Consider the following 24,747-nt stretch of genomic DNA (forward strand, 5'->3'; position numbering starts at 1 on the left):
CACATTTTCTTAAACCAATTAACTGTTGATCAATGAAATCTCCTCGCTTGCGAAGCCTGCCACAAAAATATTCCCCCAAAAGCATATTACGCGATATTACAACCTATTTTGAGGATTCCGTTTTCCCTATCCGAGAAATAAATAGCATGTTATAATCTGGTTTACAAAAAGTTGCATGCACTCATCCGCATTCGACACTTCGCTTTATCCTTCTCTCTCAAAAAGACAAAAGGACAAAAAGGCACATGATAGTTTTGAAGATGGCAATGAGGAAAAAGAAGCAGACCAGCAAGGTAAAAAACAGAAAGCAAAGGCCATGTTTTCCTAAAATCGTGTACAAATATCTGCCTGATTTCCTGTTATTATGAGCATAACCAGTTATTATTGTCCTTAATGCTATCTCCCACACTTCATCCTTTAAATAATCCGTACAATATCCAATACTTTATTGGTAAACTACCGGAAGCGTTCATCAACAAAGCAACAATCTAGCTCGCGTAAAATACGATTTCGGCAATCACATAAAAACAGTCCATAAAAGGCACTCAATAAATTAAAAATCAGCAAAGTAGTTTAAAGAACGCATCATAAGAATTTATAAAAGAGGCCATATGTCCTCTTTGTCATTATGTCACTTTGAAAGCTTACAAAAATCATTGGGAAGTTTGAAAAAATCTTCTTAATGATTGGATTCAAACATTGAGAAGATTCAATACAATCTTCTCAATGTTTTTTTCTTTTTATCGGTGCGTTCGTTCAAGAATACGCTCCCAATCGTCGTTTATTTCAATTCTAAGAACTGAATTGCAGGTAATTGGAGTAATATCCTAAAACACATTCTGCCAATCTTTTAACCTTGGATGCTTACCGTCTTTCTCTGAGAGAACCACTTTTTCAGCAGGAATACGCCAATCAATATTCAAATCCGGATCATTCCATGCTATTGCCCCTTCACTTTGAGGAGAATAGAAGTTATCACATTTATATTGGAAAATCATTCCTTCACTTAAAACACTAAATCCATGAGCAAATCCACGAGGTATAAAAAACTGACGATGATTTTCACCTGTTAATTCTACAGATACATATTGCCCAAATGTAGGAGAGCCTTTTCTTATATCAACAGCAACATCTAACACAGCTCCTTTTATAACTCGCACTAATTTACTTTGAGCAAAAGATTCAAAGAAATAACCACGATCATCTTAAAAAATACGGGGTTCGATAATAACGACTCCTTCTATATTAGTCTTTATAATTTCCATTACTTTAATTCATTTTCAGTTCTTCGTAAGCCCCGATAAAAACTAGATTCGGTATAGGCTTCATTGACACAGGAGTCTTTTATCGTCAAACCGCTTCATTACTGGCGGGATAGAATTTCTAAGAATTCTTCTTTGCTCATTTTTCGCATAATCTTTTTTTGCGCAAAGATCAAGAGAAAAAAGATACAAGACAACGGGGATTGTATCGGAGGCTTACGTTTTTTCTAAAGATTCAAATTCAAGTTATTTTATTCACATTTAGTTGATCAACAATACAAAGGTCAAGCTTTTATTTCAGATAACAAAAAGAAAAGCCCCTTGCGGAGCTCTTTTTCTGAGAAAATTCATATATAGCGGATTATCAATATTTATCTACTCCAGTCATTTTAAGGTATCCCCCTCCTATCTATTAGATATATCATAGTCTCTATACTATTATATTAAAACATTTCAATTCTTTCCGCAATCTTCTCAGCACTCATTCCGTATTCGTTTCTTAGGTATTTTTGACTCCCCACAATACACGAATAAGTATCATTCAATCCTATCTTTATCTGTCTTGCTCTGCTCGGCAACTCGCTCAGTACTTCTGAGACAGCACTTCCAAGCCCACCTATAATATTGTGTTCTTCTACCGTTACAATCAAATCATACTCGTGCGAACAGTGTGTTATCAATTCTTTATCGATTGGTTTTACAGTTGGAAAAGTATATAAAGCAGGACATATCCCTTTTTTATTCAATAACTCTACAGCTCCCAATGCTTCATCAAAAATACCACCGGTAGAGAAAATTGCAACCTTCTCTCCATCTCTTATCTTTAGAGCCTTTCCGATCTGAAAGTTTACAATAGAATCATGAATTTTCTGTTCGCCACCTCTACCCAAACGCAAATAACACGTTCCCGAATGCTCATAAATAGCATGTGTACAAGCAGCAGCCTCCGTCAAGTCACCTGGAGCCATAACTACCATTGAAGGCAATGCACGCATGATAGCCAAATCTTCCGTGGCATGATGACTCATACCCAAAGAACCATATACAAACCCGCCTCCCACACAAACGATCTTTACATTAGCATCATGATAAGCACAATCATTCCTAATCTGTTCCAGACAGCGCAAAGTGGGGAAATTACCGATAGAATAAGTAAATACTTTCTTTCCTGATAAAGCCATTCCTGCTGCAATCCCAGTCATATTCTGTTCGGCAATGCCTACATTAGTGAACTGTTCCGGCAATTGCTCCCAATAAGGTTTTAATACGCCAAACCCCAAGTCACCGGTCAATAGATGCACATCCTTATCAGCCTTAGCTATCTCAATCAGTGTTCTGACAAATGTATCTCTCATGGTCTTTGTTCCTCCAGTTCTTTAACGGCAGCCTCGTATTCTTCTCCTTGCGGAGTACGATAGTGCCACAATATATTATTCTCCATAAATGATATTCCTTTTCCTTTGATAGTATTAGCTAGAATCAGTTTCGGATTTCCATTAGTAAAAGTCGTACGAAAAGCCTTTTTCAGTTCATCATGATTATGTCCGTCAACGCTTAACACATTGTATCCGAAACTTTCAAATTTCTTATCCAAAGGAGCTAGTGACAATGTATCCTCACAGAAAGTCAGACTCTGCATCTTGTTATAGTCCACCACTACAGTTAAGTTATCCAATTTATGATGATGGGCAAACATAGAAGCTTCCCATACCGAACCTTCATCACATTCACCGTCGCCCATAACGATATAGACTTGATAATCTTTACGTTCCATTTTTGCTTCTAGTGCCATACCAACTGCAACAGGCAATCCATGTCCCAACGATCCTGTAGAAAACTCCACTCCCGGCACGCCTTTATGTGACACATGTCCTGATAAACGGCTACCATCTCTATAATGAGTAGCCAATTCACCTACAGGAAAGAAGCCTTTTTCAGCAAGTGCAGCGTAAATGGCTGCCCCTGCATGACCTTTACTCAAAATCAAACGATCACGATCGGCCTTTCTTGGATCCTGTGGATCTATATTCAGTATATCTGCATATAAAACAGCTATAATATCCGATACAGACAATATGGCTCCGATATGAGACCCGTGCGAAATATGCGTCATCTCTACACCATGACGTTTGATCTTCCATGCTAATTCTTCACTTGTCATATTTTTGGATTTTATTATTAAATTGCGTTATTACTTCTTGAATATCTTTCGGAAGATTCAAATTACGGAAGATCATTTTAGAAACGGTAAATACAATAATTCGTATATCCATCCCTAAACTTCTATGTTCATAATAATAAAGTTGTAACTCCAACTTTAAAGGACGAATCCTCTCTACATATTCTTTATCTGGATCATCTGATTGAGTGAAGCTGACAAATTGTTTAAAATGAGTCACTGAAGCCCAGTCAGTAATTCCCGGTTTCATTTTCAAAATCTTTTTCTCTCGTTCTATGTACATTTCTACATAATAACGTAATTCAGGTCGAGGTCCAACCAAACTCATATCCCCAATAAGTACATTAATAAGTTGAGGTAGTTCATCTAATTTAGACTTACGAAGGAAATGACCAAAACGTGTTATTCGCTTATCATTATCTCCTACATTCCATTTACCTTTACCCTCCGCATCTTTCACCATTGAACGGAACTTAAAGATTTTGAAATCCTTTCCATATTGCCCAACTCTGACTCCTCTAAAGAAAACTCCTCCACGTGAATCCAAGACAATTATCAAGGAAAGAAGAATGAAGACAGGACTTATTATTATAAGTCCCAGCACACTAAATACTATATCAAATAATCGTTTCATACACATCACATATTAGCCCCATCTACCGGAATTATAGCCGCCTGCATAAAGGACGCTTGTTCACTTGCCATAAAAAGCACGACATCAGCTATTTCTTTTGTTGTACCAAAACGACCAGCCGCTTGATGATGACGCAAGAAATCATTGCATCTTTCAGGATCAGTTCTTGTATATTCATCCCAATAACTACCAGGGAAAGCAACTGCTCCCGGCATCACAGCCGACATTACAACTCCAGACGACGCTATTGTACGCCCAACAGTCGTAACATAAGCATTTAAAAAAGCTTTAGCCGAAGCATACAACGGGTTACCCCGTAACATCTGAGCCGAAATTGAAGAAATATGAATGACACGACCCCATTTTTTTTCTATCATTGGTGGAATTAATATGTTATTTAAAGCGATAGCAATACCCGCATTAAATTTCCATGCATATTCCCACTCATCTAAAGTTCCTAATGCATTACGGCTTACTAAGGAACCACCTACATTATGAACAATAATATCAAAAGGACCTTTTTCTATTAAAAGCTTATTAGCCAATACTGTTAAATCCATATCCATCAAATCGCAAACATAATATTTGTGATCAGCCTCATAAATTTGTTTCATTTCATGTTGCAATGAAACCAGCAATTTCTCATTTCGTGCGATAGCAGTTACCATTGCTCCTTCTTTAGCAAAGGCCAAAGAAATCTCACGACCAATGCCTTTGCTAGCACCAATAATGAGAACATTTTTATTTCGAATTTCTAAATTCATTGAATTGTATATAAGCACTCACTGTCTGGCTATAACCCCGCTAAAGGTATTGTAGTCCATACTGAGTTATATTTTTGATTAATAATTAAGTTATTTTACAATATTCATTGGCAAAAGTGCCACATAATCAGTTTCACTAGATGTTAATTTTCGTAAAACATCCGCAATATAGACTTCATCAGGCATTCGGCGGCGTTATTATCAATCTCAGCCTGACCTTTATTCACACGCTTCCTATTCATTCACTGCATAACAAACAGCTTTGATGAAAAGATTAGCGGCTAAATCTTTCGTTTCATCAAATATTGGCTTGAGATATTGCCACAACTCCGACAAAATAGAAATCACTACTACTGTTCATAAATTTATTTTTAAAAGTATATAGCAAAGGCAAAACGTAAATGGAAAATATGAAAGACGCTATTCTGGGATGCTTACCAACAATAAAGATAAGGATTGTTAAATTGCATTTTTCCGGTCTCTATATCCATTATTATTAATCTTCTTTGCCGGTATGCCTGCCACAACTATATTTTGTTCGAAAACACTTTTAGTTACAACTGCATTAGCTCCAATGATAACATCGTCAGCAATTTCAACATTCTTCATTATTTTACAACCTGTTCCAAAATATATATGGTTTCCACCACATACATTTGCACTTACATTAACACCTGCCTGAACAACACAAAAATCACCGAAACGAGCTGTCTCATTAACTACGATTGTTCCATGATACGGTAAATAAAGACCTTTACCAAAAGTATTAATAGGAATTTGAATACCTGACTTTACGCTAAGTTGAGATAATATTAACCGTAGTAATTGCTTTCTAACTATAAACAAAGTAGGTTTACAATTCACAACATACTCATACCGTCGCAAACAACGTAAATAACGAAAACGGATATTAATCCACTTCATCGGCATTCTTTCAAATTTGTTAGCTACACTATCCGCACGTAAAAACAATTCATATTCGTTTTTTGAAGATATCATATTTCTATTTTCTTTTAAAATTCGTTTTAAGATACTCTTTCATCGCCAAAAATGATCTATTTGAATTAATATTATTATAAACATCTGATGCCACTTCTTTAACAAAAAAGTTTGTATCAATATTATCGCCAGAAAAGATTTGCACTAATTCCTTATTATAAAATGAAGTATTTATTATCTCACTATTTGTTGTAAGAAGCTTTTTATTATACTGAATAGCTTCATTTGTACGAATTGAAACATAATTATTCCCATTTTGCAATACCTCAAGAACGCACTTTGACGCTTTAACATGTTTCAAAACTTCATCATATGAAATTCTTTTATTATATACAATCCCTTCTCGAAATATTTGATCTTTTTTTTCTACTCCACAAATAAAGAAATCACATTTTAAGCCTGCATTAGACAGTTTATCATAAATTGATAAAAGCAATCTAAGGCGCCCTTTATTTGCTCCGACAAAGAAAACATCACTGTTGTCTAAATCGTCTTGATCAATATTGGGTAAACGATATGGCATATCATCACAATAAAAATACCCATACAACTCAGCATCCTTTTTATGAAAGGTCAAGACTGCATCATAATTGAGAATAACTTTCTGTAATTTTTTGAGATTATAATCACCAGCAGGATTCGAAAAGCAGAAAATCAATTTAGCATCAGGATACTTACTCTTCAAGTAATTAAGAAAGTTATTACTATAAGACAAATGATATGACTCTGCAAGTAAAATATATAAATCTTGTTTCGGATCTATATTTATCCCTTTTAAAATACTATTAAACCAAATCTTTACATACGGAGCATCAGACCTCTTATTTATTGGCCAAGCCAAATGCAATTTAAATAATTTTTCAATATAGTGATTCTTAAATCCCAAAGGGAAAAACACATCAGAGTCCCCCTCTCCTGCGGCTATCACATACTTATAATATCCACTGTTTTCTATAAAATAAATTATCTGAGACATAAATAATTACTTCTAAACATAAGCCTTGCATAAACTTCTAATATAAGCCATAGATAAATAAAACTCCTTACTTAAAAAAATCCTACTAGCAACGAATATATAAATTGTCACCGCGAATAGAGTAAAGACAGCAGCCAACAGCCAAGCCCAAAATCCATGAGGAACTTCTATTCCCTTCATTGCAAAGTATACTAGTACTATACCTACTAAAGATATAGCAAAAATGATGAATACTTTAGAAGAAATCAGATGAGGAGTTAATCGTTTTAATTTAAAATATTGATACACAAAATTCACTAAATAAAATATTATAGGGCCAATCAGGATGAAGGCATACTGAATTCTACCAAAGAAGTATGAAATCAGCAATGATATTATCGCAGTTATAACTGGCTGCAACCAAGTTTCCTTAAAGAAACCGTATGATGAGACTATTAGGTTGTAAGGAATACGACAGGCCGATAATAACCCTGAAATAGAATAAAGAATAGCAAGTGTAATATTAATATAGCTTACTTCGGTTTTTCCCTCTATATATAATCGCATGAAAGGTATTATCAAGTAAAAAGCACACATTACCAAAATTGTATTCATCATAATATATAAAAACTGAAATATAGTAAATACATCTTTAGCCCTTTTAGTTTCTCCTTTAGCACAAAGGTTAGCAAAAGTTGGTCCAAAAGATGAGTTAAGGGCTGTACTAAAAAGATTCAAGGCAGAAAATACCATTACATAGATAGAAAACACACTAACTTCATCCAATCCATACATAAATGATATCATGATTGCTGTTGAAGTTGTGACAATACTATGCGACACCTCGTTTACTAAAGAATAATTTTTGCCATGAATTGTTGCTGATTTAAACAAATTCCCAATCCTTTTGATATCTGGATAGCGTTTTACATACACTATCTTAAGTACCATAATCTTTACAATACAGCCAAAAAATAACCAAAAGAATAAAAATAAAAAATTCCATTTGAAAAATATAGTCGTAAAAACTAATACATAGTATATTGTCTGTTCAAGAAGAGTAGCAATAGACATTATAAATTTTTCTTGAAAAGCAGTAAATACTATGCGATACTTAGATGTGAAGTAGAGATCAAGAAAACTCTTAAATCCCATTATAATAAAAGCAATAAAGATCGTAATTTCCGGTATTCCACTATTAATATTCCACGCTGTAACTCCGGCAACAACAAACATTATACCCAAAAAAACATACGACATTTTTTTAAAGTACAAATTTGCCGCTGTTACTTTCTCTGATATATTTTCCCAATTATGATCTGCTATAGGTTTGTATAGTGAATAAACAGCAGCTGTCGTTGCTCCTGACTGTAAAAGAAGAATTATATTAAGAATTTGTGTAATAGTTGATGACAAACCGTTCACGTCAGATCCATAAGTGAGAATTATAAATCTAGGTGCAAAAAAGCCCAATGCTATTATCAAAAGATAGTAACCCAATTCCCATGCGGTGTTTTTTATAAAAATCTTACTTCGCTCCATCTCACAGATATTTTTTATCATATTGAATCAAGAAATTGACTTGCAGTTTCTAGCAATGTACTGGGACTAATACTATTAATTTTAAAAATTGCAGGGATAAACCACGCTAGCATAATGAGCGACAATAGTATATTGCAACCATTAAGATGTATAGATGGTTCCTCACATTTATTATATTTTAGAATTCTCTCATATGCTATTATGTTAACAATAGTAGGAAGAAAGAGTAATCGACTAAATGAAAGATTAAGAACCAACAATGGGATTATTGCAGCAGAAATAGCATTAATAATATAATTAATATTTATCAAGTAATAAACTTCAGCTATACCTTCTTCATTCAAAATAGCTTTAATTACATACTTTCGCATCTTTATAGACATATAAAAAGAAAAAATATACGCAGGAATAAAAATGAAAGCTCCTAACCTTGTCATTGTTGCCATATTTGCATCCAATTTGTTATCAATACCTAAATCTAAAATATTGAAAATCACGTATATCTGATCTAAGAAAGGCAAACTCCTTGTTACGTATATAATTATCACTAATAATAAAGAAATTATAACAACCAACTTAGCGAATATATTTTTTCTGTAATAATATGATAAATTAGACTTTTCATCAAGATCCTTTTCTGTCTTTACTACCTTATTTCGTTCATTCGCATTTATTTTTGCACAGTAAACGAATAAGAGAGCAAAAAACAAAGAGTAATGCATCATACCAGCCAATATAACAAGTAAAAAATATAGTAGTATTTTACCTCTAAACAAATATCGCAGGGAGAACACAAATAATGAAAACGCCAGTGTGAACCTTATTGTGACTGTACAAGAAGGGTAAATATAGGGAAGTATTACAGGAATAAATGCGTGAATATTGTATATATTACTTCTAATTCCCAAATGAAATAATACTAAACAAATTACGTATATAATACCAAGAAAAACATTATATGATTCTACTCCCATTATTTTAATTTCTTCAACGAAATAATCATAAATTCCTTCAACCGCCATACCACCATTTTGATTCTCAAACCCTAATTTATATAAATAATGATCACCAGACTCTCCATCATTGAAGCAAAACAAAATACCTAAAAACAGTAAAGTTAAAACAGCAATCAAATTACTACTCCTATTTTTAAAAGTAAGTATCAGATTTATGACTAATAAGAAACAATATGGAAATGCAAGAAGCAACATAGTTATGTGTAATCAAAAAGATGTTCTCAAACCTAGAACATTCAATCTTTTAGAATTATATTCAAATCCTGTTTAGAGAACTTACTATTATATAAATAGACTGTATTGTCGTGCAAACATCTCAATTCTTTTGGCGTAAGAATAGCAATTTGTTCAATAGTTCTAGCCAAATTATTTTTATCGATATTAATACCTATTTGATAATTTTCCACCAAACATTGTGTATCTCCACCAGCACTATTGATAAATGGAAGTCCCATACTGATATACTCCACGGATTTCAAGGACATAGTGGATTGAATCTCTTCTTTAGGGACATTAATAGCTAAATTACATAAAGAATAAATTTTCATTTTTTCTTTTATATCAAAAACAATTCCATGTCCAATTACATCGATACCTGAATCAGTTAGCAACTCTTTAAGAGCAAGATAATTTTGCCCCTCTCCGATAATATGCAAACAGACTTTTTTCCTCTTAGCAACCCCCTTTAATATCAAATTTAACAAATTAATATCGGTTATATGATTGATATTTCCTAAATAACAAAACGTCAATTTTGAAGTGTCATCATTATACTGGAGAAATTCCTGAGCATCAATAACCGGCATGAGCAACTTAGCAGGTGTATTAGGAGCAATTTTCTTTATAAAATCAACCCCAACCTGCGAAACGCACAAAATCAAATCAGCCTCTGAAATATAGCGGTTTCTTATGTTTGCCCATATACTAAATGGCCAAGAAAGTAGTTTAGAAAATCGTTTTGTAGGAAAACTTTCAGGCCACGTGTCATAACAATCAAGAATAACCTTACACTGAGTAATCTTTTTGTACTTAATAACACTTCTCACCAATGTGTTTGGTGGAAATATGCAGTATATCACATCAGGTTTTGTCTTTTTCAAAAGAGCAAAAACTTCTTTCGAAAAAACATAATGAGATCTCAAACGGCTTATTGACAAATTCTTAGCGTAGCGAGGAACCTGAATTTGGGTCGTATTAGGATAATTAACTGTATAGTATTTTTTATCATAATGATTAAAGTTTGATATAAAATACTTGGTAGAATAGTGATTATCATTAAAATATTCTACAACCCCCTTCATTCTTGTTTCATAACAATTGAAACAACTGATACAAACACATATCTTACTCATTTATGATATAATTCTTAAATTGTTCATATACCACATTCCTCCTCGAATTTAGTTTTTCTAATTCATACTCCTTTGCTTTATTAAAATTCACTTTAGCCTTAGCATCTAAATCCGACTCTATAATAGTCTTAAAAGTTTTGATTAAAGAATCAACGTTCCCTCTTTTAAAAATCGCATCAGATGGAAGTAATTCTGGAATACCACCTGTAGATGATCCTATTGCTGGACAAGCTCGACTCATTGCCTCAATCAATGCTCTAGGAAGACCTTCCTGCATACTTGGCTGAATATAAATATCTAGAGAGTCAATCCATTCAAGAACTTGTTGATGTTTCATTTGCCCCTTAAAGACAACACGGTCTGCTACTCCATTTTTCAAAGCACAAGATCTTAGATAATTAGAATCTCCACTTCCTACAAGTTCATATCGAATATTATATTTTTTCAACTTAGACATAGCTTCAATAAAATATTGCTGTCCCTTTGCTTTATTATTTATAGCAGCAGTAGTACCGACAACAATAAGATCTGATTTATTCAGATTATTTTTCTGTTGTCTTTTATTTAGTATAATATCGTCCATAGTATCCAATATGACATTAGAAGCATACGTACTAATACCTTTAGTTGGATAACGATTCTGAAGCCATTTTTCTGTAACATAGATGACAAAAGCAGCGTCTCTTGTATCAATTTTAGCCCTATATTCCATAAAAGGAGCTATTAACTTTCCTGCCAAACTGTGATTCCAATAACCATCCCAAGCGCATCCAGCATTCTCTAAAAGATAGGGTTTATTCAATTCACGAGCAACTGTCACACCTAATGTGGCAATAATACCACCTCGAATGAATACTAAATCAACCTTCTGCATCTCTTTTTTTAAAACCTTTTTAGCCTTAGGTATAAGCGTAAAAATCCCTTTAAAGGTATTCAAATTAGGAAATTCTAGAAACTTAATATTTGGTAAAGTGATTTTTTCTTGGTGTGCCTCTTTATATGTTTTATCAATCTTATATACTCTCGTCGCAACAACAAGCTCGTCAACTACATTAAAATATCTTAAGAATAAACTATCAGTAAGTGTAGTGCTACAATAATTCCCATCAATATCTTTATAAATTGGTAAGTCGTGACAAAAAATTCCTTTTATCATATCTTTAATTTCAATCAGTAAATAAATTTACCCTCAGCTACATTCTTTAAATGCTGTCCGTAAGGCGATTTACCATAACGCAGTGCAGAAGTCATTAGTGTTTCTTTATCAATCCAACCATTACGAAACGCAATCTCCTCCGGAGCGGATATTTTCACTCCTTGTCGTTTCTCAGTCATCTGTACAAACTCGGATGCTTCTATTAAACTATCCATAGTCCCTGTATCAAGCCAAGCAAAGCCACGCCCCAATATAATTCCTTTCAATGCCCCATCTTTAAGATAAAGATTATTGAGCGATGTTATTTCTAACTCACCACGAGCAGAGGGTTTTACGTCCTTTGCAAATGAAACAACACGCTTATCATAAAAATAGAGTCCAGTGACACAGTAATTACTCTTTGGATACTTAGGTTTTTCCTCTACAGATAGAATCCTACCATCTTCATTGAATTCCATAATACCGAAACGTTCCGGGTCATTGACATAATAACCAAAAATTGTAGCATACCCGTTTTCGGCATTACTCACTGCACTCTTAAGTTTTTCTTTCAGACCACTTCCGTAAAAGATATTATCTCCTAATATCATTGCGCACCAATCATCACCTATGAAATCTTCACCCAGCAGGAAGGCCTGAGCAAGGCCATCTGGAGATGGCTGTGCTTTATATGACAGTTGAATGCCAAACTGACTACCATCACCTAAAAGACGTTCGAAATTGGGTAAATCTACAGGTGTAGATATAATCAGGATTTCCTTTATCCCCGCTAACATAAGCGTAGACAATGGATAAAAAATCATTGGTTTGTCATAAACTGGAAGCAATTGCTTTGAAGTAACCATTGTTAAAGGGTACAATCTTGTACCTGCCCCACCAGCAAGAATAATACCTTTCATGAGTTTTATTGTTTATTATTAATACACTGTTCAAGGGAAATAAGCCAATGCGGAATTGTTATACCAAAAGTTTTCTTTACTTTTGATTTATCCAAAACAGAATAATTGGGTCTTATCACCTTAGAGCCATATTCTTCAGAACTGCAAGGATTAATTTTGCAGTTGTGCCCACTCAAATAATTGATGGCTACTGCAAAGTCATACCAAGATACCGAACCTTCATTAGTAAAATTATACTCACCTGTCATATCTAATTTATCTTCATCAATAACTTTAAAAATTACAGATACTAACTCAGGAGCGTATGTCGGGGTACCAACCTGATCATATACTACGTTTAGAGTTTCCTTCTCAGCCGTCAAGCGGAGCATCGTTTTCATAAAGTTACTTCCAAAGCCAGAAAACATCCAAGCTGTACGAAACAAGATGAACTTACATCCGACTTCATGGATAGCCACTTCCCCGGCATATTTAGTTGAAGCATAGACATTTATTGGATGCTTCTCATCAGTTTCCACATAAGGAGCGGCTTTCCTACTGTCATAGACATAATCAGTAGAGATATGGATAAGCGTGATGTCGCATTCCTTAGCGACAGTTGCTAGATTTCTTACGGCATCACAATTGATAAGATTTGCCATTTCAAAATCTGTTTCCGCTTTTTCCACATCCGTATAGGCAGCACAATTGATGATAACATTAATTTGCGCAGACTTGCAGACAGAACGAATGGCATCCTCGCTAGTGATATCTAATAGGATCGTTTCTAACATATCATCTGCAATCACATCTGTAAATATTATATTGTGATTCTGGAAACAACGAGATTGCGCTCTGATAGCCTGCCCTAACTGACCGTTAGCACCGGTGACTAAAATATTCATATTTAATATTGTTTGAATAATTGTTAGTACTTGACGGACCACTCATACTTTTTAAGAGCGCCATCTACGTTTTCTTCTATTTGGATTCCGATGATTGTGTCACCATAATAATACAAAGGTTTGAATGTTATTCGATCCCTATTTGCTTTCAGATACTCTAAAATGCCATCATTACTTAGATGTTTATGATCATCATCTCCGATAAACATATTGTGATTCTTTACAAAATCTACAACTTGCTCCAATGTCATCGATAAATCTTCGAATTTCATTTCTAATATAATTTATTATTTATATCAAAATCATAAGATGCATCCTTAAGACAAGCATGCTTCAGATCTTTTTCGCTAAGAATAGCATGCTTAACAGGAACTTTCCAGTCAATCCCTAAACTCTTATCTTTGATATTTATGCCGGCATCGGCTTCCGGATGATAGAAGTTATCACACTTATATTGAAAGATAGCTATCTCACTCAGCACTGCGAACCCATGGGCAAACCCACGAGGAACAAAGAACTGACGATGGTTTTCTTCCGTAAGTTCTACCGCTACATGTTGACCGAAGGTGGAACTGCCATGTCGAATATCCACTGCAACGTCAAGAACCGCGCCTTTCACACATCGTACTAGTTTACTTTGGGTATATGGCATCTTTTGGTAATGTAATCCACGCATCACACCGTAGGAGGACATGGATTCATTATCTTGTACAAAGTGAATATCCATACCTGTTTTTTCCGCAAATTCGTTAGCATTGAAACTTTCGAAGAAATAGCCGCGTTCGTCTTGATAGACTTTAGGTTCTATGATTACTAAGCCTTCAATAGTAGTTTTAATTATATTCATCATTTAACATTAATTATGGACATAATGTCCGGACTTAATTTCTAATTTGTTCAACTCAGCCAACTGTTGCAGCCTTTCATATTGTTTGTAGGCTACCGTCTTATCACTCTTCGGAAAGTGCACCAACAACCGAGTATTCGGTATCAGACTATCACCTGTAAAGAGCCATCTATCCAGCAAATAGCTAAGACAACTCCAGTCGTGACCAGGAGTGCTAAGTACCTGCATCGCTACTCCGTCAAAGAGAGGTAAACTTGCATTTTCATCTATGATAGCAACATTATCAAACCGATAAATGAAATGCGGTATCTCAATCTGATAACGAGACATATTATACTTGGGAGAATATAGACCTTCCTTACCGTGTTCAGAGGTATATATTGTGCTTTGCGGAAAAGCTGACACCACTTCATTCAGACCATAAATGTGATCAAAATGTGTATGAGTGAGAAATATACCTCGTAATGTAAGTTCGTATTTATGGACATAATTTATTATCGGTTGCACATCACCACAATCTACGATATATAAATCTTGACTATTATCTGAATGAATCAAATATGTCATAGAGTTAAATACGGAATTGACAATGCTATCCAAATATATCATATTACCGATGGAATCCGTGTAAACGTATCTATTAAATTGTATCCATCCCAAGTAAGCGCAAAAACAGTCGTCTCTCCGATGGGCACAACACGATCCAGTCCCTTCAGACGATTGCGGCGAATGAAATCAATGAGTTCGTTCTTTTCAAATCCGTAATACCCCAGTGTCTGGTACTTGGTGGTGACGATCGGAGCAATCTCATCCAACGATCGAACAGTGTATTCTGAGAAATAGCCACATGTACAGCGGAAGTCTTCAATATTCTTCGGCAGTTCCACTAATTCGGAACGTACCGCCACATTGTCGGGCATCTTCTCATACTTAACATCCATGTATGCAGCCTGACGATAGAATGCAGTTATTTTGTCCACACTCACCACAGCTTGTAGTCGATATTTATGCTCAGCATGCTCATGAACAGCATTCCAAAAGCGATCCTTGGCCGCTTCCAAGTGCTCATCTTGCAACCAAAAAATAGTATGGGGAGCTGAACAGGCATTTTGATCAAACAAATAGGTATCGTTATAAAAGGCCTCCGCCAACTTTTTCATATCGGCATCACAGGTTGCCATTATGGCTTTTGGACGGATGGCTGCAATGGAATATCGGTCAGCGAAGCAGACATCAAAGCTACGTGCCGGTAGTACATTTTGACGCAGGGTGGCAATGGTCGTATCCCCCCCCCAAATGACACGAACGTCACAAAGAGAAGAAAAATAAGCATTAGCATCACTTGTATGGTCATATCGAACCAGAACAATGCGTGAAGCAATATCATCATACTTTCCGCACTCTATCAATTCATGTAAATGATCAATAATCAAGTCAACCTGTGTAAACTGTTTGCCGCTGACACGAACCACATTTGCATTACCTGCTAACAGACCGGCCACCAATGAATAACCAAAATTGATAGGTACATTACTGGGAGCAATGTGGAACAGTATGCCACGACCCAATCTCAGTTTATCCTGCATATACCGTTCTTTCAGTGCTATCAGATTTGCCCTTCGACAGAAAAACGCAAAAGTAATGACATCCGGAAACATACGACTTCGATGATCTTTCAGTAAGACTGAAGATAAAGCATTCAGAAACTCTATCACACCGTCCGAGAATGGTTCATCGGGGTGATATTGCGTAAACTTCTCCCAATCAATCTCTTGTGGGAAAAGCAAGATATAATCAGAACTTTGTTGCATAGGTATCACTACATCCACGGATTTCCGCATTTTTAATTCGACCTTCAATCTTGAAATACTTGCCTTTCAGACCACAAGGACAATCGTCTTCACCCAATATCATACCTTCATCTTCAGTCAAAAGCACATGTCCGGGATAGCTACCGGGCAATACGCTCACCACTTCAATCAGACCTTGTTCACCTACAGCGGCTAATGAAAAATCTTTCGGGCGGCGAATCAACACATCACTGAAAACAGAAGCATGCAAATAACCGCATTGGCACTCCATATACACACAACCGGTCTGCTCAACCATCCCGTAATAGTCATGTATATTCTCCGGCAAAATGCCACAAACTTCATTCAGACGTTTCTTATATTCTATTGGAGAAACTTTCTCATTGACCAGTTTTTTCCAACCACCACCATGAATAAGCACACCTTTGGAAAGGTTGGGTAAGTAACCGGTTTCGATAAGTTTTTTGTAAAAATGCTGCCAAATCATAAAAGTAAAACCAAACATAAAGATCGTTTCATCCTTATGTTCTTCGAGGAAGTTCTTCATGCCTTCGATGTCCAATTCCATATTTTCATCCAGTGCATACTGACGTTTACTTCCGAACATGGAAAAACCTAAAATACCGGCTCCACGGGCAGAAAACATACTTCTATTCTTGACAACAGCTGATGTATCCAGTATCAGCATGGGCACACGCTTGGTGCCAATGAAGTGACTGACGATTTTTGTCAAACATTTCTGCTGGGCACTACTTGTTTCACGATCCAGAAAGATACGCGACACCTGCTGACCTGTAGTTCCCGATGATGTCATAGTCTTTACAATTTCATCTTTCTCACAACTGCGAAGTTCAAACTCCTTAAATAGACGAACAGGAAGGAATGGGAGCTTTTCGTAACCGGGAAGATTATCCATGTCCAGTTCCATTGCATCCATCATTCTACGATATGGCAGACATTGCTCATAATGTTTGCGTGTCAGTTCATGCAGACGATTATTGAGTAATTCGCGCTTTTGGTCTTTACTTAATGAATACGGGGATATTTCCAATATTTCGTTTATTTCCATACTCAAATCATTTTTTGAAGTTCAGGGTATTGTATCTTACCTGATGTGTATTTGGGAATTTCCGCAATCACTTGAATAGCAAATGCGCGGGGATTGAATCCGGTCTTCTCCACTAGTAAATTCTTGATTTGATCTTCTAGTCCTTCTTCAGTCACAAACACTGTTATCTTATCATCCACACCTACACATGCGCAATTTGAAGTAACTGCTTTTACGAGTTGTTCCGTAGCATCTAAATTACAACGATTACCCCAGACTTTTACAAATCGTTTCATACGTCCGGTGATATAGTAATAGCCATCTGCATCTTTGCGAGCAATATCACCTGTATGCAATATTCCATGATTCTCATCACCTTTAGACAGATCTTCACGACATTCTGCATATCCCATTGAGACATTAGCTCCCTTATAAACCAACTCACCGTCAATATCCGTGTCTAGTATTTCATTACCTGACGCATCTGCCAATGAGAATTCACCACCCGGAATGGCAATGCCGATACTACTAGCTTTCTCTAATGCTCTTTCCCAAGGAAGATAACTCATTCTGGCAGTAGCTTCAGTCTGTCCGTACATTACAATAAATTGTTTGTCGCTCTGCTTAGCAAAATCTACAAACTCCTTCACAAAAGTGGCGTTCAACTTCCCACCAGCCTGCGTCATGGTCTTAAGATCCGGCAGTTCCATACGAAAGAAACGTAATCTGCGTAACATCTCGTAAGTATAAGGAACACCAGCTATAGATGTAGCTTTCTGCTCTTTGATGAACGACCAGAACTCTTTTTGAATAACAGATTTATCAGTTAATAAAAGGGTGGCACCTTTAATCAAGTGACTGTTGATTACCGAAACGCCAAAACTATAATACATTGGAAGTGTTGTTACGGGACGTTCATTTTTATCAATTTGAAGATACTCGGCTATAGATTCAGCATTACTTTCCAGATTTTTTAATGACAGACGAACTAGCTTTGGTGATCCAGTACTTCCAGAAGTGGTCAGACAAAGTATAAGGTCCGGATTTAAAATCTTCTCTTCAGTGGTAAAGTCATGATCATAAGTTATCTGCTGGAGTGAGAAGTCACCATATTCATAAAGTGTCTTTCCACCTATTTCACATTTGCGATGTGTAGGCATCCAAAGGTATTCGGGATGATAAATAGTAATAAGCTGTTGTATTAATTCCAGCTCTTTACTTCCATCAAGTAATACAGCAGGAATCTTTTTCATTATACATGCCATATATCCCACTAAAGACCCCAGTTGATTTTCGCACAAAAAGAAAATAAGTCCCTTTACAGGTATATGCTCATGAAAATCCTCTACTTTTGTATAAAGTTCAGCATAAGTAAGTTTTTCACCACGGTCAGTAATGACGGCTATTTTTGCCGAATATTGCTGTAGATTAAACATCGTTATCAAATATCAGCCAGTTTATTTTGTATTTTCTCTGCTATATGTTGGGCATCAAGACCAGTTTGTGCAAGCATGTATTTATAAGAACCAGCATGTGGGAAATCAGTCAGACCAAGTAGGAGCATCTGTGGTATTTTCTTGCCACTCTGTACTAAAGTTTCTGCAACAGCAGCACCAAGTCCACCTGATACAAATCCTTCTTCACAGGTTACTACCAATTTACAGTCATGGCAATATTTAGCAAGCACATTTGTATCAAGAGGCTTTATTGTATGCATATTTATTACCGTACATTCAATACCTTGTTCTGCCAACTTTTTCGCGGCTTGAAGTGACTGATACACCATTGTACCAGTAGAGACTATAGTAACATCGGCTCCTTCACACAGCGTTATAGCCTTACCTATTTCAAAATCATAATCGGATTTATACACCATAGGGTCATTAGCTTCACCACAAAGCCTCAAATATACAGGACCTTCAAAGTTAAGAAGGGCTTCTGTTGCTTTAACTACCTCAGTCGAATCGGCTGGCGATACTATAGTCATGTTAGGTATAGCACGCATCAAGCAAATATCATCAAGACCGTAGTGGGTATTACCCTGTTGCTGAACACCGAAACCAGCAGCCAAGCCAACAACTTTTATATTATGCTGCATATATCCGCAATGGATCTTCACTTGCTCATAGCTGCGTGTTGCAATGAATGCTGCAAAAGATGTAGCAAACACATTGTAGCCCTCACTGGCAAGTCCAGACGAAACTCCGATAAGATTCTGCTCGGCAATACCTACATTAAGAAACTTATCAGAATAAACCTTACTATATCGTTCCAAACCGGAAGAACGTGTAAAGTCTGCTGAAACCGCCATCAGATTATCAGCTATAGGAGCGAACTCGGTAAGCGCGGAACCGAAAGTACCTCGTTTGCCGAGCATAGACCAAGTACGAAGTTGTATTCTGTTATATTCCATAATTATCTGTTTATTTTAGTTCTTCCATTGCTTGTTTATATTGATCTTCGTTCATTGATGAATGATGCCATGAGTTGACACCCTCCATAAATGATACACCTTTCCCCTTGATTGTATGACCGACTATAACAAGAGGTTTACCATTTATTGGTCTATTCTCCAAAGCATTAATTATAGCTTCCGTGTCATTTCCATCAATCTCTACCACTTTACAGCCGATGGCTCCCAAAGTATCAGCAAAAGAAAAATTCATGATCTCAGACGTCATACCATCCTGCTGATATCCATTATGGTCAATGAACACGATAAGATTATCCAATTTATACTGAACTGCAGACACAAATGCCTCCAATGTACTTCCTTCGTTACACTCTCCGTCACCCACGACAACATATGTTTTATAATCAAGTTTTTTCTTTTTTGCGTTAAGAGCCTTCCCGACAGCGAAGGATAACCCCATACCAAGACTACCTGTAGAACACTCAATGCCCTTGTCCAATTGCTTAATAGGATGTGCAGGATACAATCCTCCGTCAGTCATGAAATTTTCATGATATTCCATTGTTGAGAAAAAACCACGAAGGCTAAGGACTGAATAAAGCGCAGTGTATGCATGCCCTTTACTCAACACAAAACGGTCACGCCCTTCTTTAAACGGATTAGAGGGGTCAATATTCATAACACCACCATACAACACAGCTAAAAAATCGGCAAGGGAAAGGGCTGGACCTATATGTACACCTACCTTACCTGTGCCATAAGATGACACGACTATTTCTCGCCGAAGTTCTTTGGCTAACTGTTTACAGTTATTTATTTTTTTTTGTTCCATTATTATTGCTCTAGTTTAAACCTCCATCAATGCGCACTACCTGTCCGGTAATAAACGAAGAATCATCCGAAGCCAGAAATAATGCAAGTTTAGCTATCTCTTCTGGTTGGGCAATACGTTTGAGCGCAGTACGCCTCATTATTTCCTCATTTGCTTCTGCTCCCATCTGCTCTTTCATACGGGTATCAGTCATACTGGGAGCAAGAGCATTCACCCGTATTCCATAAGGAGCCAGTTCCTGAGACAAAGTCTTTGTTAAATATATCATTGCAGCCTTGCTGCATCCATAACTTATGTATGCAGGATAAGCATCAATTCCTCCAACGCTTGCCATGTTGATAATTACACCTTCCCGTTGCCGCATCATTATTTTAGAAACACCCTGTATGAATTGCACATGGGCAAAAAAATTAACCTGAAAAATTTCGTGCAACTGTTTCATCGTTGTCATTTGTAATAAGCCTTTCGTTACCACACCTGCATTATTTATCATTATGTCAATACGCTGTTTACTCTTGAATATCTGTGTGATAGTACTTTTTATACTATCTTCATCCATCATATCGAAATAATACTTGGTAATCATCGTGCCATTCCTTTGGATTATTTCCTCACATAGCATGTCGAACTCTTCATTTTTCTGTCGCAAACAAGCAATAATATTGCACCCTTGTGCAGAAAAAGTCTCAAGCATAGCTTTACCAATACCTCTGTTACATCCTGTGATGAGGACAACTTTTCCTTTTATATCCATAATCAAATCTTTGGAGTTAATGCCTTGCGCTCTTCCGACTCTGAAAGAGTAAAAGTCATTTCACATGAACAAACTAGTTTGCCGTCAACCATAGCTCTTCCTTTACCTTTTGCTATACCATGACGGTATGACAACAGCTCTGTGTCAAGTACCATTTTGTCACCGGGACGAACTTTCTGAAACAGACGCAACTTATCACAAGAGAGGAGCAACACTTGCTTGCCTTTATTGCCTTCCAATGTCAATATACAAAGAGCACATACTTGCGTCAAAGCTTCTGCTTGCAGGAAACCGGGCATACAAGGATCACCAGGGAAGTGAATAGGGAAAAACCATTCGTTATGAGTCAAGTTCTTATACCCCTTACACCTCTGTCCCGGTATTACTTCATCAATCCTATCAAAAAACAAATAAGGATATCTGTCTGCTTGATACTCTAAAATCTGATTATAATCCAATGATTTTATTTCAACATCTTCCATTGTTTAATAATTCTCTGTTAATATGATACATTTTAAATATAATGAATAAAAATCATTATTTAGCATATTAGATTTTAGAATGTGATATCGTATTTCTGAAGAATCTCCATCCCCTTTTCGAAAGAAGAAAGGTCAACAATATCGTCTGTTTCCAGCATGATATCAAAAGTATCCTCCAAAGCTGCAACAAGAGTCATATGACCTACGCTATCCCAAAGTTCTACACCTTGATATTGAAGACCTTCACACTGTTCTGCTGTTATTTGCAGATTTTCCACGAAAACATTTGTATACTTTTCTAAAGTTGTCATATCGGATTATTTTAATAATTATTTTAATGTTAAACCTCCATCAAGGATTAAATTTGTACCAGTTATCCAACTGGAGGCGTCAGATAACAAATATATCATCGCCCATGCAATATCATATGGATCACCATAGCGTCCCAACGGATATTGTTTCATATCTTCCTTTAATTGCTCCTTTGTTACAGATCCACCCTCAAGAATACCTGTATTAACCATTGCCGGACAGATGGCATTTATACGAATACTTTTGGGAGCAAGTTCAAGAGCCGCAGTCTTTATATATGCACTTATCGCACCTTTACTGGCAGTATACATGGAATTACCGACAGATGTACATCCTAATCCTGCCATAGAACTAGTAAATACAATAGATGCACCCTTCTTTATTTTCTTCTTTTTTAGAAGTTTTTGGAAAAGGAGAACAGGGGCTATAGTATTTACTTGAAATATGGATTTCAAGTCTTCTTCCTTTACAAATTGAAGTAAAGACAACTTTGTAAAACCAGCGTTATTGACCAACCCATGAATTTCAGGTAAATTTGAAACCAATCCATCTATTGCCAATGTGTCAGCAAGATTACAAAGGATCATACAATGATCATCTCCTTCCAACTGTTCAAGAGTTTCCTTCAATCGTTCCTCATTACGGGCTGTAATGATTACCTTTGCGCCCATCCTTGAACATTCTATAGCCGTAGCACGCCCTATCCCGGATGAAGCACCCGTGACTAAAATAGTCTTACCTTCTAATGAAAACGGATTATACATTAACTTAATAAAATATTAATTCTGAACAAACTATTTTATTTGTCTGAAAATGAACACTTCCCCATGCTAGTCCCACACCGAAAGCACAACCAATAGAATCTAGTTTTCTAGTTGCAAAGTCTTTGCTACACTGTGTTATGATAGTGACAGGAATAGAAGCACAGCTCGTGTTACCAAAATCACGAAGGCTATAAGGTGTCTTTTCTGGAGCAAAATTTAGTTTCTTTCGAATTTTCTCGTTCATGTAGTGATTGGCTTGATGCAGAAAGAGATAATCCATCTGTTCAAGATTTAGTACATATTTTTCGGCTAGTCTTTTTACACTTTTCGGAGCAACAGACATTCCGAAAGCGAACACATTCATGCCATCCATAGTACAGTCAATATTACGACGTAATTGATTTGGACCATACTCTATGAATTCAAGGTCTTTCGCTGTAACGGCATTCCGACAACCACCAACAGGAGTATAAATAGATTTAAAGTCCTTGCCACGAGTGCCATGTTCAAACTCCAAGGTGGAAGCTATAGTGTCAAATTCTAAAGCAGTACATGAACCGGCATCACCAAAGAGTGGTCGCGTTTCCTTATCAAAAGGTGAATGGAGCAATGTCGAGGTATCACCACAAAGAAGCAGAGCTCTTTTCAAACAGCCTCCCATTATGAGGGAAGCAGCAGAGTTCAATCCTACCACCCACCCCGAACAACCATGCTTAATTTCAATAGAAAGGCAAGTCTCTGGCAATCCCAGTTCTTCTTGTATTATACAAGCTGTTGGCGGGACTACATAATCGGCTGATGATGAAACGAACACAATTACGTCTATCGTATCTTTTCCCCAACCTAAGTCCTCAAGCAATTTATTGGCAGCCTTAACACAAAGATCGCTAGCTGTAGTACCTGATTCAACCGTATGTTTGCGTTCTATGCCTGTCTGAGCTATCACACGAGAAGCCTCGCCCTCCTTAAAGACAGGAAGGTCAATGTTTTCTTCTACATGTGACGGTACACATGCTGAGATTCCCCGAATAGCTACATTAGGTATTGATATGAATGCCATAAGTTACTTTTTAGATTCTACTATAGCAAACAAATCCTCGATAGTATTGCAATTGCGAAGATCATTCCCGTTAATAACAACATCATATTCATCATCAATCATTGATATAATTGCAAGAGATGAAAGGGATGACCACTCATCAAGCTGCCTAAACTCTGTTGTAGCCTGAAATTCACTTGCATCAGTTTCGTCAAACTGATTAGCAAAATTCTGAATAAAATCATTTATTTTCATATTATATTTTTATTTTAGACAAATTATTCCTTATTTTCTGTGATTTTATGTCGAATCCTTCCTTCGTTAAAGTACCATATAAATATGGAATACCTTTTTCATCTTCACCTTCTCCTTCCCATACACACCCCAACCCCTTGTTTAAAGCAAGCACTGATTTATTATCTTTATACACCCAAATATCTAGATAATTAATACCTAACTTTTGGAATATAAAGTCATCCAACATTAATGCCGCTTCAGAATTTTGAATCGAATTTCCGAAAGAGCAGAAACGACCTACCTCAGCATGATTCTCTATAATGTTGTAAACACTAGTGGTCCCTATTCGCATTTTAGTTTTATCTTCGATAATAAAATAATAACTATTGATGTCGTTTCTTTGCTTGTCTATCCAACTTTGTTGCTGATCAACTGTGGCATTCAGAGAAGGAAGAAATTTTGAAATTTCCGGATTATTCCTAATTTCCAAAATGAACTCTGCGTCTTCTTTCGTGACAGGACGAAGATTGACAAAACGTCCTTCAAGGATTCCTTCATAAACCATA

General features: G+C 36.3%; 27 protein-coding genes and 1 pseudogene. All 28 read right to left on the reverse strand.

Features of this window, described 5'->3' with window-relative positions:
- Nucleotides 1–827 precede the first annotated feature (827 nt).
- Nucleotides 828–1,265, reverse strand: a pseudogene (locus NBH01_RS09895) (dTDP-4-dehydrorhamnose 3,5-epimerase family protein).
- Nucleotides 1,266–1,705: 440 nt separating this feature from the next.
- A complete protein-coding gene (locus NBH01_RS09900; protein WP_032840687.1) occupies nucleotides 1,706–2,617 on the reverse strand; it encodes a transketolase family protein in 912 nt (303 codons plus the stop codon).
- Nucleotides 2,614–3,423: a transketolase gene (locus NBH01_RS09905; protein ID WP_032840686.1), complete on the reverse strand. Its 810-nt coding sequence runs from the start codon at nucleotides 3,421–3,423 to the stop codon at nucleotides 2,614–2,616. The genes NBH01_RS09900 and NBH01_RS09905 overlap by 4 nt, the downstream gene beginning before the upstream one ends.
- Nucleotides 3,413–4,075, reverse strand: a complete 663-nt coding sequence (locus NBH01_RS09910; RefSeq protein WP_008764949.1) for a sugar transferase — start codon at nucleotides 4,073–4,075, stop codon at nucleotides 3,413–3,415. The genes NBH01_RS09905 and NBH01_RS09910 overlap by 11 nt, the downstream gene beginning before the upstream one ends.
- Nucleotides 4,076–4,080: 5 nt before the next feature.
- Nucleotides 4,081–4,839 (reverse strand): SDR family NAD(P)-dependent oxidoreductase, encoded by a 759-nt coding sequence (locus NBH01_RS09915; protein ID WP_008764948.1) that lies wholly within the window; start codon nucleotides 4,837–4,839, stop codon nucleotides 4,081–4,083.
- 459 nt (nucleotides 4,840–5,298) lie between these two features.
- Nucleotides 5,299–5,838, reverse strand: a complete 540-nt coding sequence (locus tag NBH01_RS09920) for a serine O-acetyltransferase (RefSeq protein WP_008764947.1) — start codon at nucleotides 5,836–5,838, stop codon at nucleotides 5,299–5,301.
- 4 nt (nucleotides 5,839–5,842) lie between these two features.
- Nucleotides 5,843–6,814, reverse strand: a complete 972-nt coding sequence (locus NBH01_RS09925) for a WaaS/CpsH family glycosyltransferase (protein WP_151879575.1) — start codon at nucleotides 6,812–6,814, stop codon at nucleotides 5,843–5,845.
- Between the two features lie 12 nt (nucleotides 6,815–6,826).
- Nucleotides 6,827–8,335: a polysaccharide biosynthesis protein gene (locus NBH01_RS09930; protein WP_008764946.1), complete on the reverse strand. Its 1,509-nt coding sequence runs from the start codon at nucleotides 8,333–8,335 to the stop codon at nucleotides 6,827–6,829.
- A gap of 17 nt (nucleotides 8,336–8,352) precedes the next feature.
- On the reverse strand, nucleotides 8,353–9,468 hold the full coding sequence (locus NBH01_RS09935; protein ID WP_008764945.1) for an EpsG family protein: 1,116 nt from the start codon (nucleotides 9,466–9,468) through the stop codon (nucleotides 8,353–8,355).
- Between the two features lie 119 nt (nucleotides 9,469–9,587).
- Complete coding sequence (locus tag NBH01_RS09940) at nucleotides 9,588–10,652, reverse strand: glycosyltransferase (protein ID WP_032840683.1); 1,065 nt, start codon at nucleotides 10,650–10,652, stop codon at nucleotides 9,588–9,590.
- A gap of 43 nt (nucleotides 10,653–10,695) precedes the next feature.
- Nucleotides 10,696–11,859 (reverse strand): glycosyltransferase, encoded by a 1,164-nt coding sequence (locus NBH01_RS09945; protein ID WP_008764942.1) that lies wholly within the window; start codon nucleotides 11,857–11,859, stop codon nucleotides 10,696–10,698.
- 14 nt (nucleotides 11,860–11,873) lie between these two features.
- Entirely contained in the window at nucleotides 11,874–12,758 is an 885-nt protein-coding gene (gene rfbA, locus NBH01_RS09950) for a glucose-1-phosphate thymidylyltransferase RfbA (protein ID WP_195568484.1), read from the reverse strand.
- Nucleotides 12,759–12,763: 5 nt separating this feature from the next.
- Entirely contained in the window at nucleotides 12,764–13,642 is an 879-nt protein-coding gene (gene rfbD, locus NBH01_RS09955) for a dTDP-4-dehydrorhamnose reductase (RefSeq protein ID WP_234141612.1), read from the reverse strand.
- 23 nt (nucleotides 13,643–13,665) lie between these two features.
- Nucleotides 13,666–13,914: a hypothetical protein gene (locus NBH01_RS09960; RefSeq protein ID WP_055230261.1), complete on the reverse strand. Its 249-nt coding sequence runs from the start codon at nucleotides 13,912–13,914 to the stop codon at nucleotides 13,666–13,668.
- A gap of 2 nt (nucleotides 13,915–13,916) precedes the next feature.
- Nucleotides 13,917–14,489, reverse strand: a complete 573-nt coding sequence (gene rfbC, locus NBH01_RS09965) for a dTDP-4-dehydrorhamnose 3,5-epimerase (RefSeq protein ID WP_055230289.1) — start codon at nucleotides 14,487–14,489, stop codon at nucleotides 13,917–13,919.
- Between the two features lie 9 nt (nucleotides 14,490–14,498).
- Nucleotides 14,499–15,056: an MBL fold metallo-hydrolase gene (locus NBH01_RS09970; RefSeq protein ID WP_172681279.1), complete on the reverse strand. Its 558-nt coding sequence runs from the start codon at nucleotides 15,054–15,056 to the stop codon at nucleotides 14,499–14,501.
- 38 nt (nucleotides 15,057–15,094) lie between these two features.
- Nucleotides 15,095–16,300, reverse strand: coding sequence for an acyl-CoA reductase (locus tag NBH01_RS09975; RefSeq protein WP_055230257.1), 1,206 nt, complete (start codon nucleotides 16,298–16,300; stop codon nucleotides 15,095–15,097).
- Nucleotides 16,284–17,369, reverse strand: a complete 1,086-nt coding sequence (locus tag NBH01_RS09980) for a LuxE/PaaK family acyltransferase (protein WP_055230255.1) — start codon at nucleotides 17,367–17,369, stop codon at nucleotides 16,284–16,286. The genes NBH01_RS09975 and NBH01_RS09980 overlap by 17 nt, the downstream gene beginning before the upstream one ends.
- 2 nt (nucleotides 17,370–17,371) lie before the next feature.
- Entirely contained in the window at nucleotides 17,372–18,784 is a 1,413-nt protein-coding gene (locus tag NBH01_RS09985; protein WP_055230252.1) for an AMP-binding protein, read from the reverse strand.
- 5 nt (nucleotides 18,785–18,789) lie between these two features.
- A complete protein-coding gene (locus tag NBH01_RS09990; protein ID WP_055230250.1) occupies nucleotides 18,790–19,761 on the reverse strand; it encodes a transketolase family protein in 972 nt (323 codons plus the stop codon).
- A 10-nt stretch (nucleotides 19,762–19,771) separates the two neighbouring features.
- Nucleotides 19,772–20,593: a transketolase gene (locus tag NBH01_RS09995; protein WP_016267471.1), complete on the reverse strand. Its 822-nt coding sequence runs from the start codon at nucleotides 20,591–20,593 to the stop codon at nucleotides 19,772–19,774.
- Between the two features lie 10 nt (nucleotides 20,594–20,603).
- Nucleotides 20,604–21,347: an SDR family NAD(P)-dependent oxidoreductase gene (locus NBH01_RS10000; RefSeq protein ID WP_055230248.1), complete on the reverse strand. Its 744-nt coding sequence runs from the start codon at nucleotides 21,345–21,347 to the stop codon at nucleotides 20,604–20,606.
- Between the two features lie 2 nt (nucleotides 21,348–21,349).
- Nucleotides 21,350–21,829 carry a 3-hydroxyacyl-ACP dehydratase FabZ gene (gene fabZ / locus NBH01_RS10005; protein ID WP_055230245.1) on the reverse strand — a complete coding sequence of 160 codons (480 nt, stop codon included), beginning with the start codon at nucleotides 21,827–21,829 and terminating at the stop codon, nucleotides 21,350–21,352.
- 74 nt (nucleotides 21,830–21,903) lie between these two features.
- The gene (locus NBH01_RS10010) at nucleotides 21,904–22,140 is read right to left on the reverse strand and encodes a hypothetical protein (protein ID WP_055230243.1); all 237 of its coding nucleotides are present in this window, start codon (nucleotides 22,138–22,140) and stop codon (nucleotides 21,904–21,906) included.
- 18 nt (nucleotides 22,141–22,158) lie between these two features.
- Nucleotides 22,159–22,905: an SDR family NAD(P)-dependent oxidoreductase gene (locus NBH01_RS10015; RefSeq protein WP_055230241.1), complete on the reverse strand. Its 747-nt coding sequence runs from the start codon at nucleotides 22,903–22,905 to the stop codon at nucleotides 22,159–22,161.
- Between the two features lie 4 nt (nucleotides 22,906–22,909).
- Entirely contained in the window at nucleotides 22,910–23,965 is a 1,056-nt protein-coding gene (locus NBH01_RS10020) for a ketoacyl-ACP synthase III (protein ID WP_055230239.1), read from the reverse strand.
- Between the two features lie 3 nt (nucleotides 23,966–23,968).
- Nucleotides 23,969–24,199: a phosphopantetheine-binding protein gene (locus NBH01_RS10025; RefSeq protein ID WP_055230238.1), complete on the reverse strand. Its 231-nt coding sequence runs from the start codon at nucleotides 24,197–24,199 to the stop codon at nucleotides 23,969–23,971.
- Nucleotide 24,200: 1 nt separating this feature from the next.
- Entirely contained in the window at nucleotides 24,201–24,746 is a 546-nt protein-coding gene (locus NBH01_RS10030; protein ID WP_055230236.1) for a GNAT family N-acetyltransferase, read from the reverse strand.
- Between the last annotated feature and the right edge of the window lies 1 nt (nucleotide 24,747).

This window comes from Bacteroides sp. B1-V-101 (assembly GCF_023656585.1).
GTDB lineage: Bacteria > Bacteroidota > Bacteroidia > Bacteroidales > Bacteroidaceae > Bacteroides > Bacteroides thetaiotaomicron.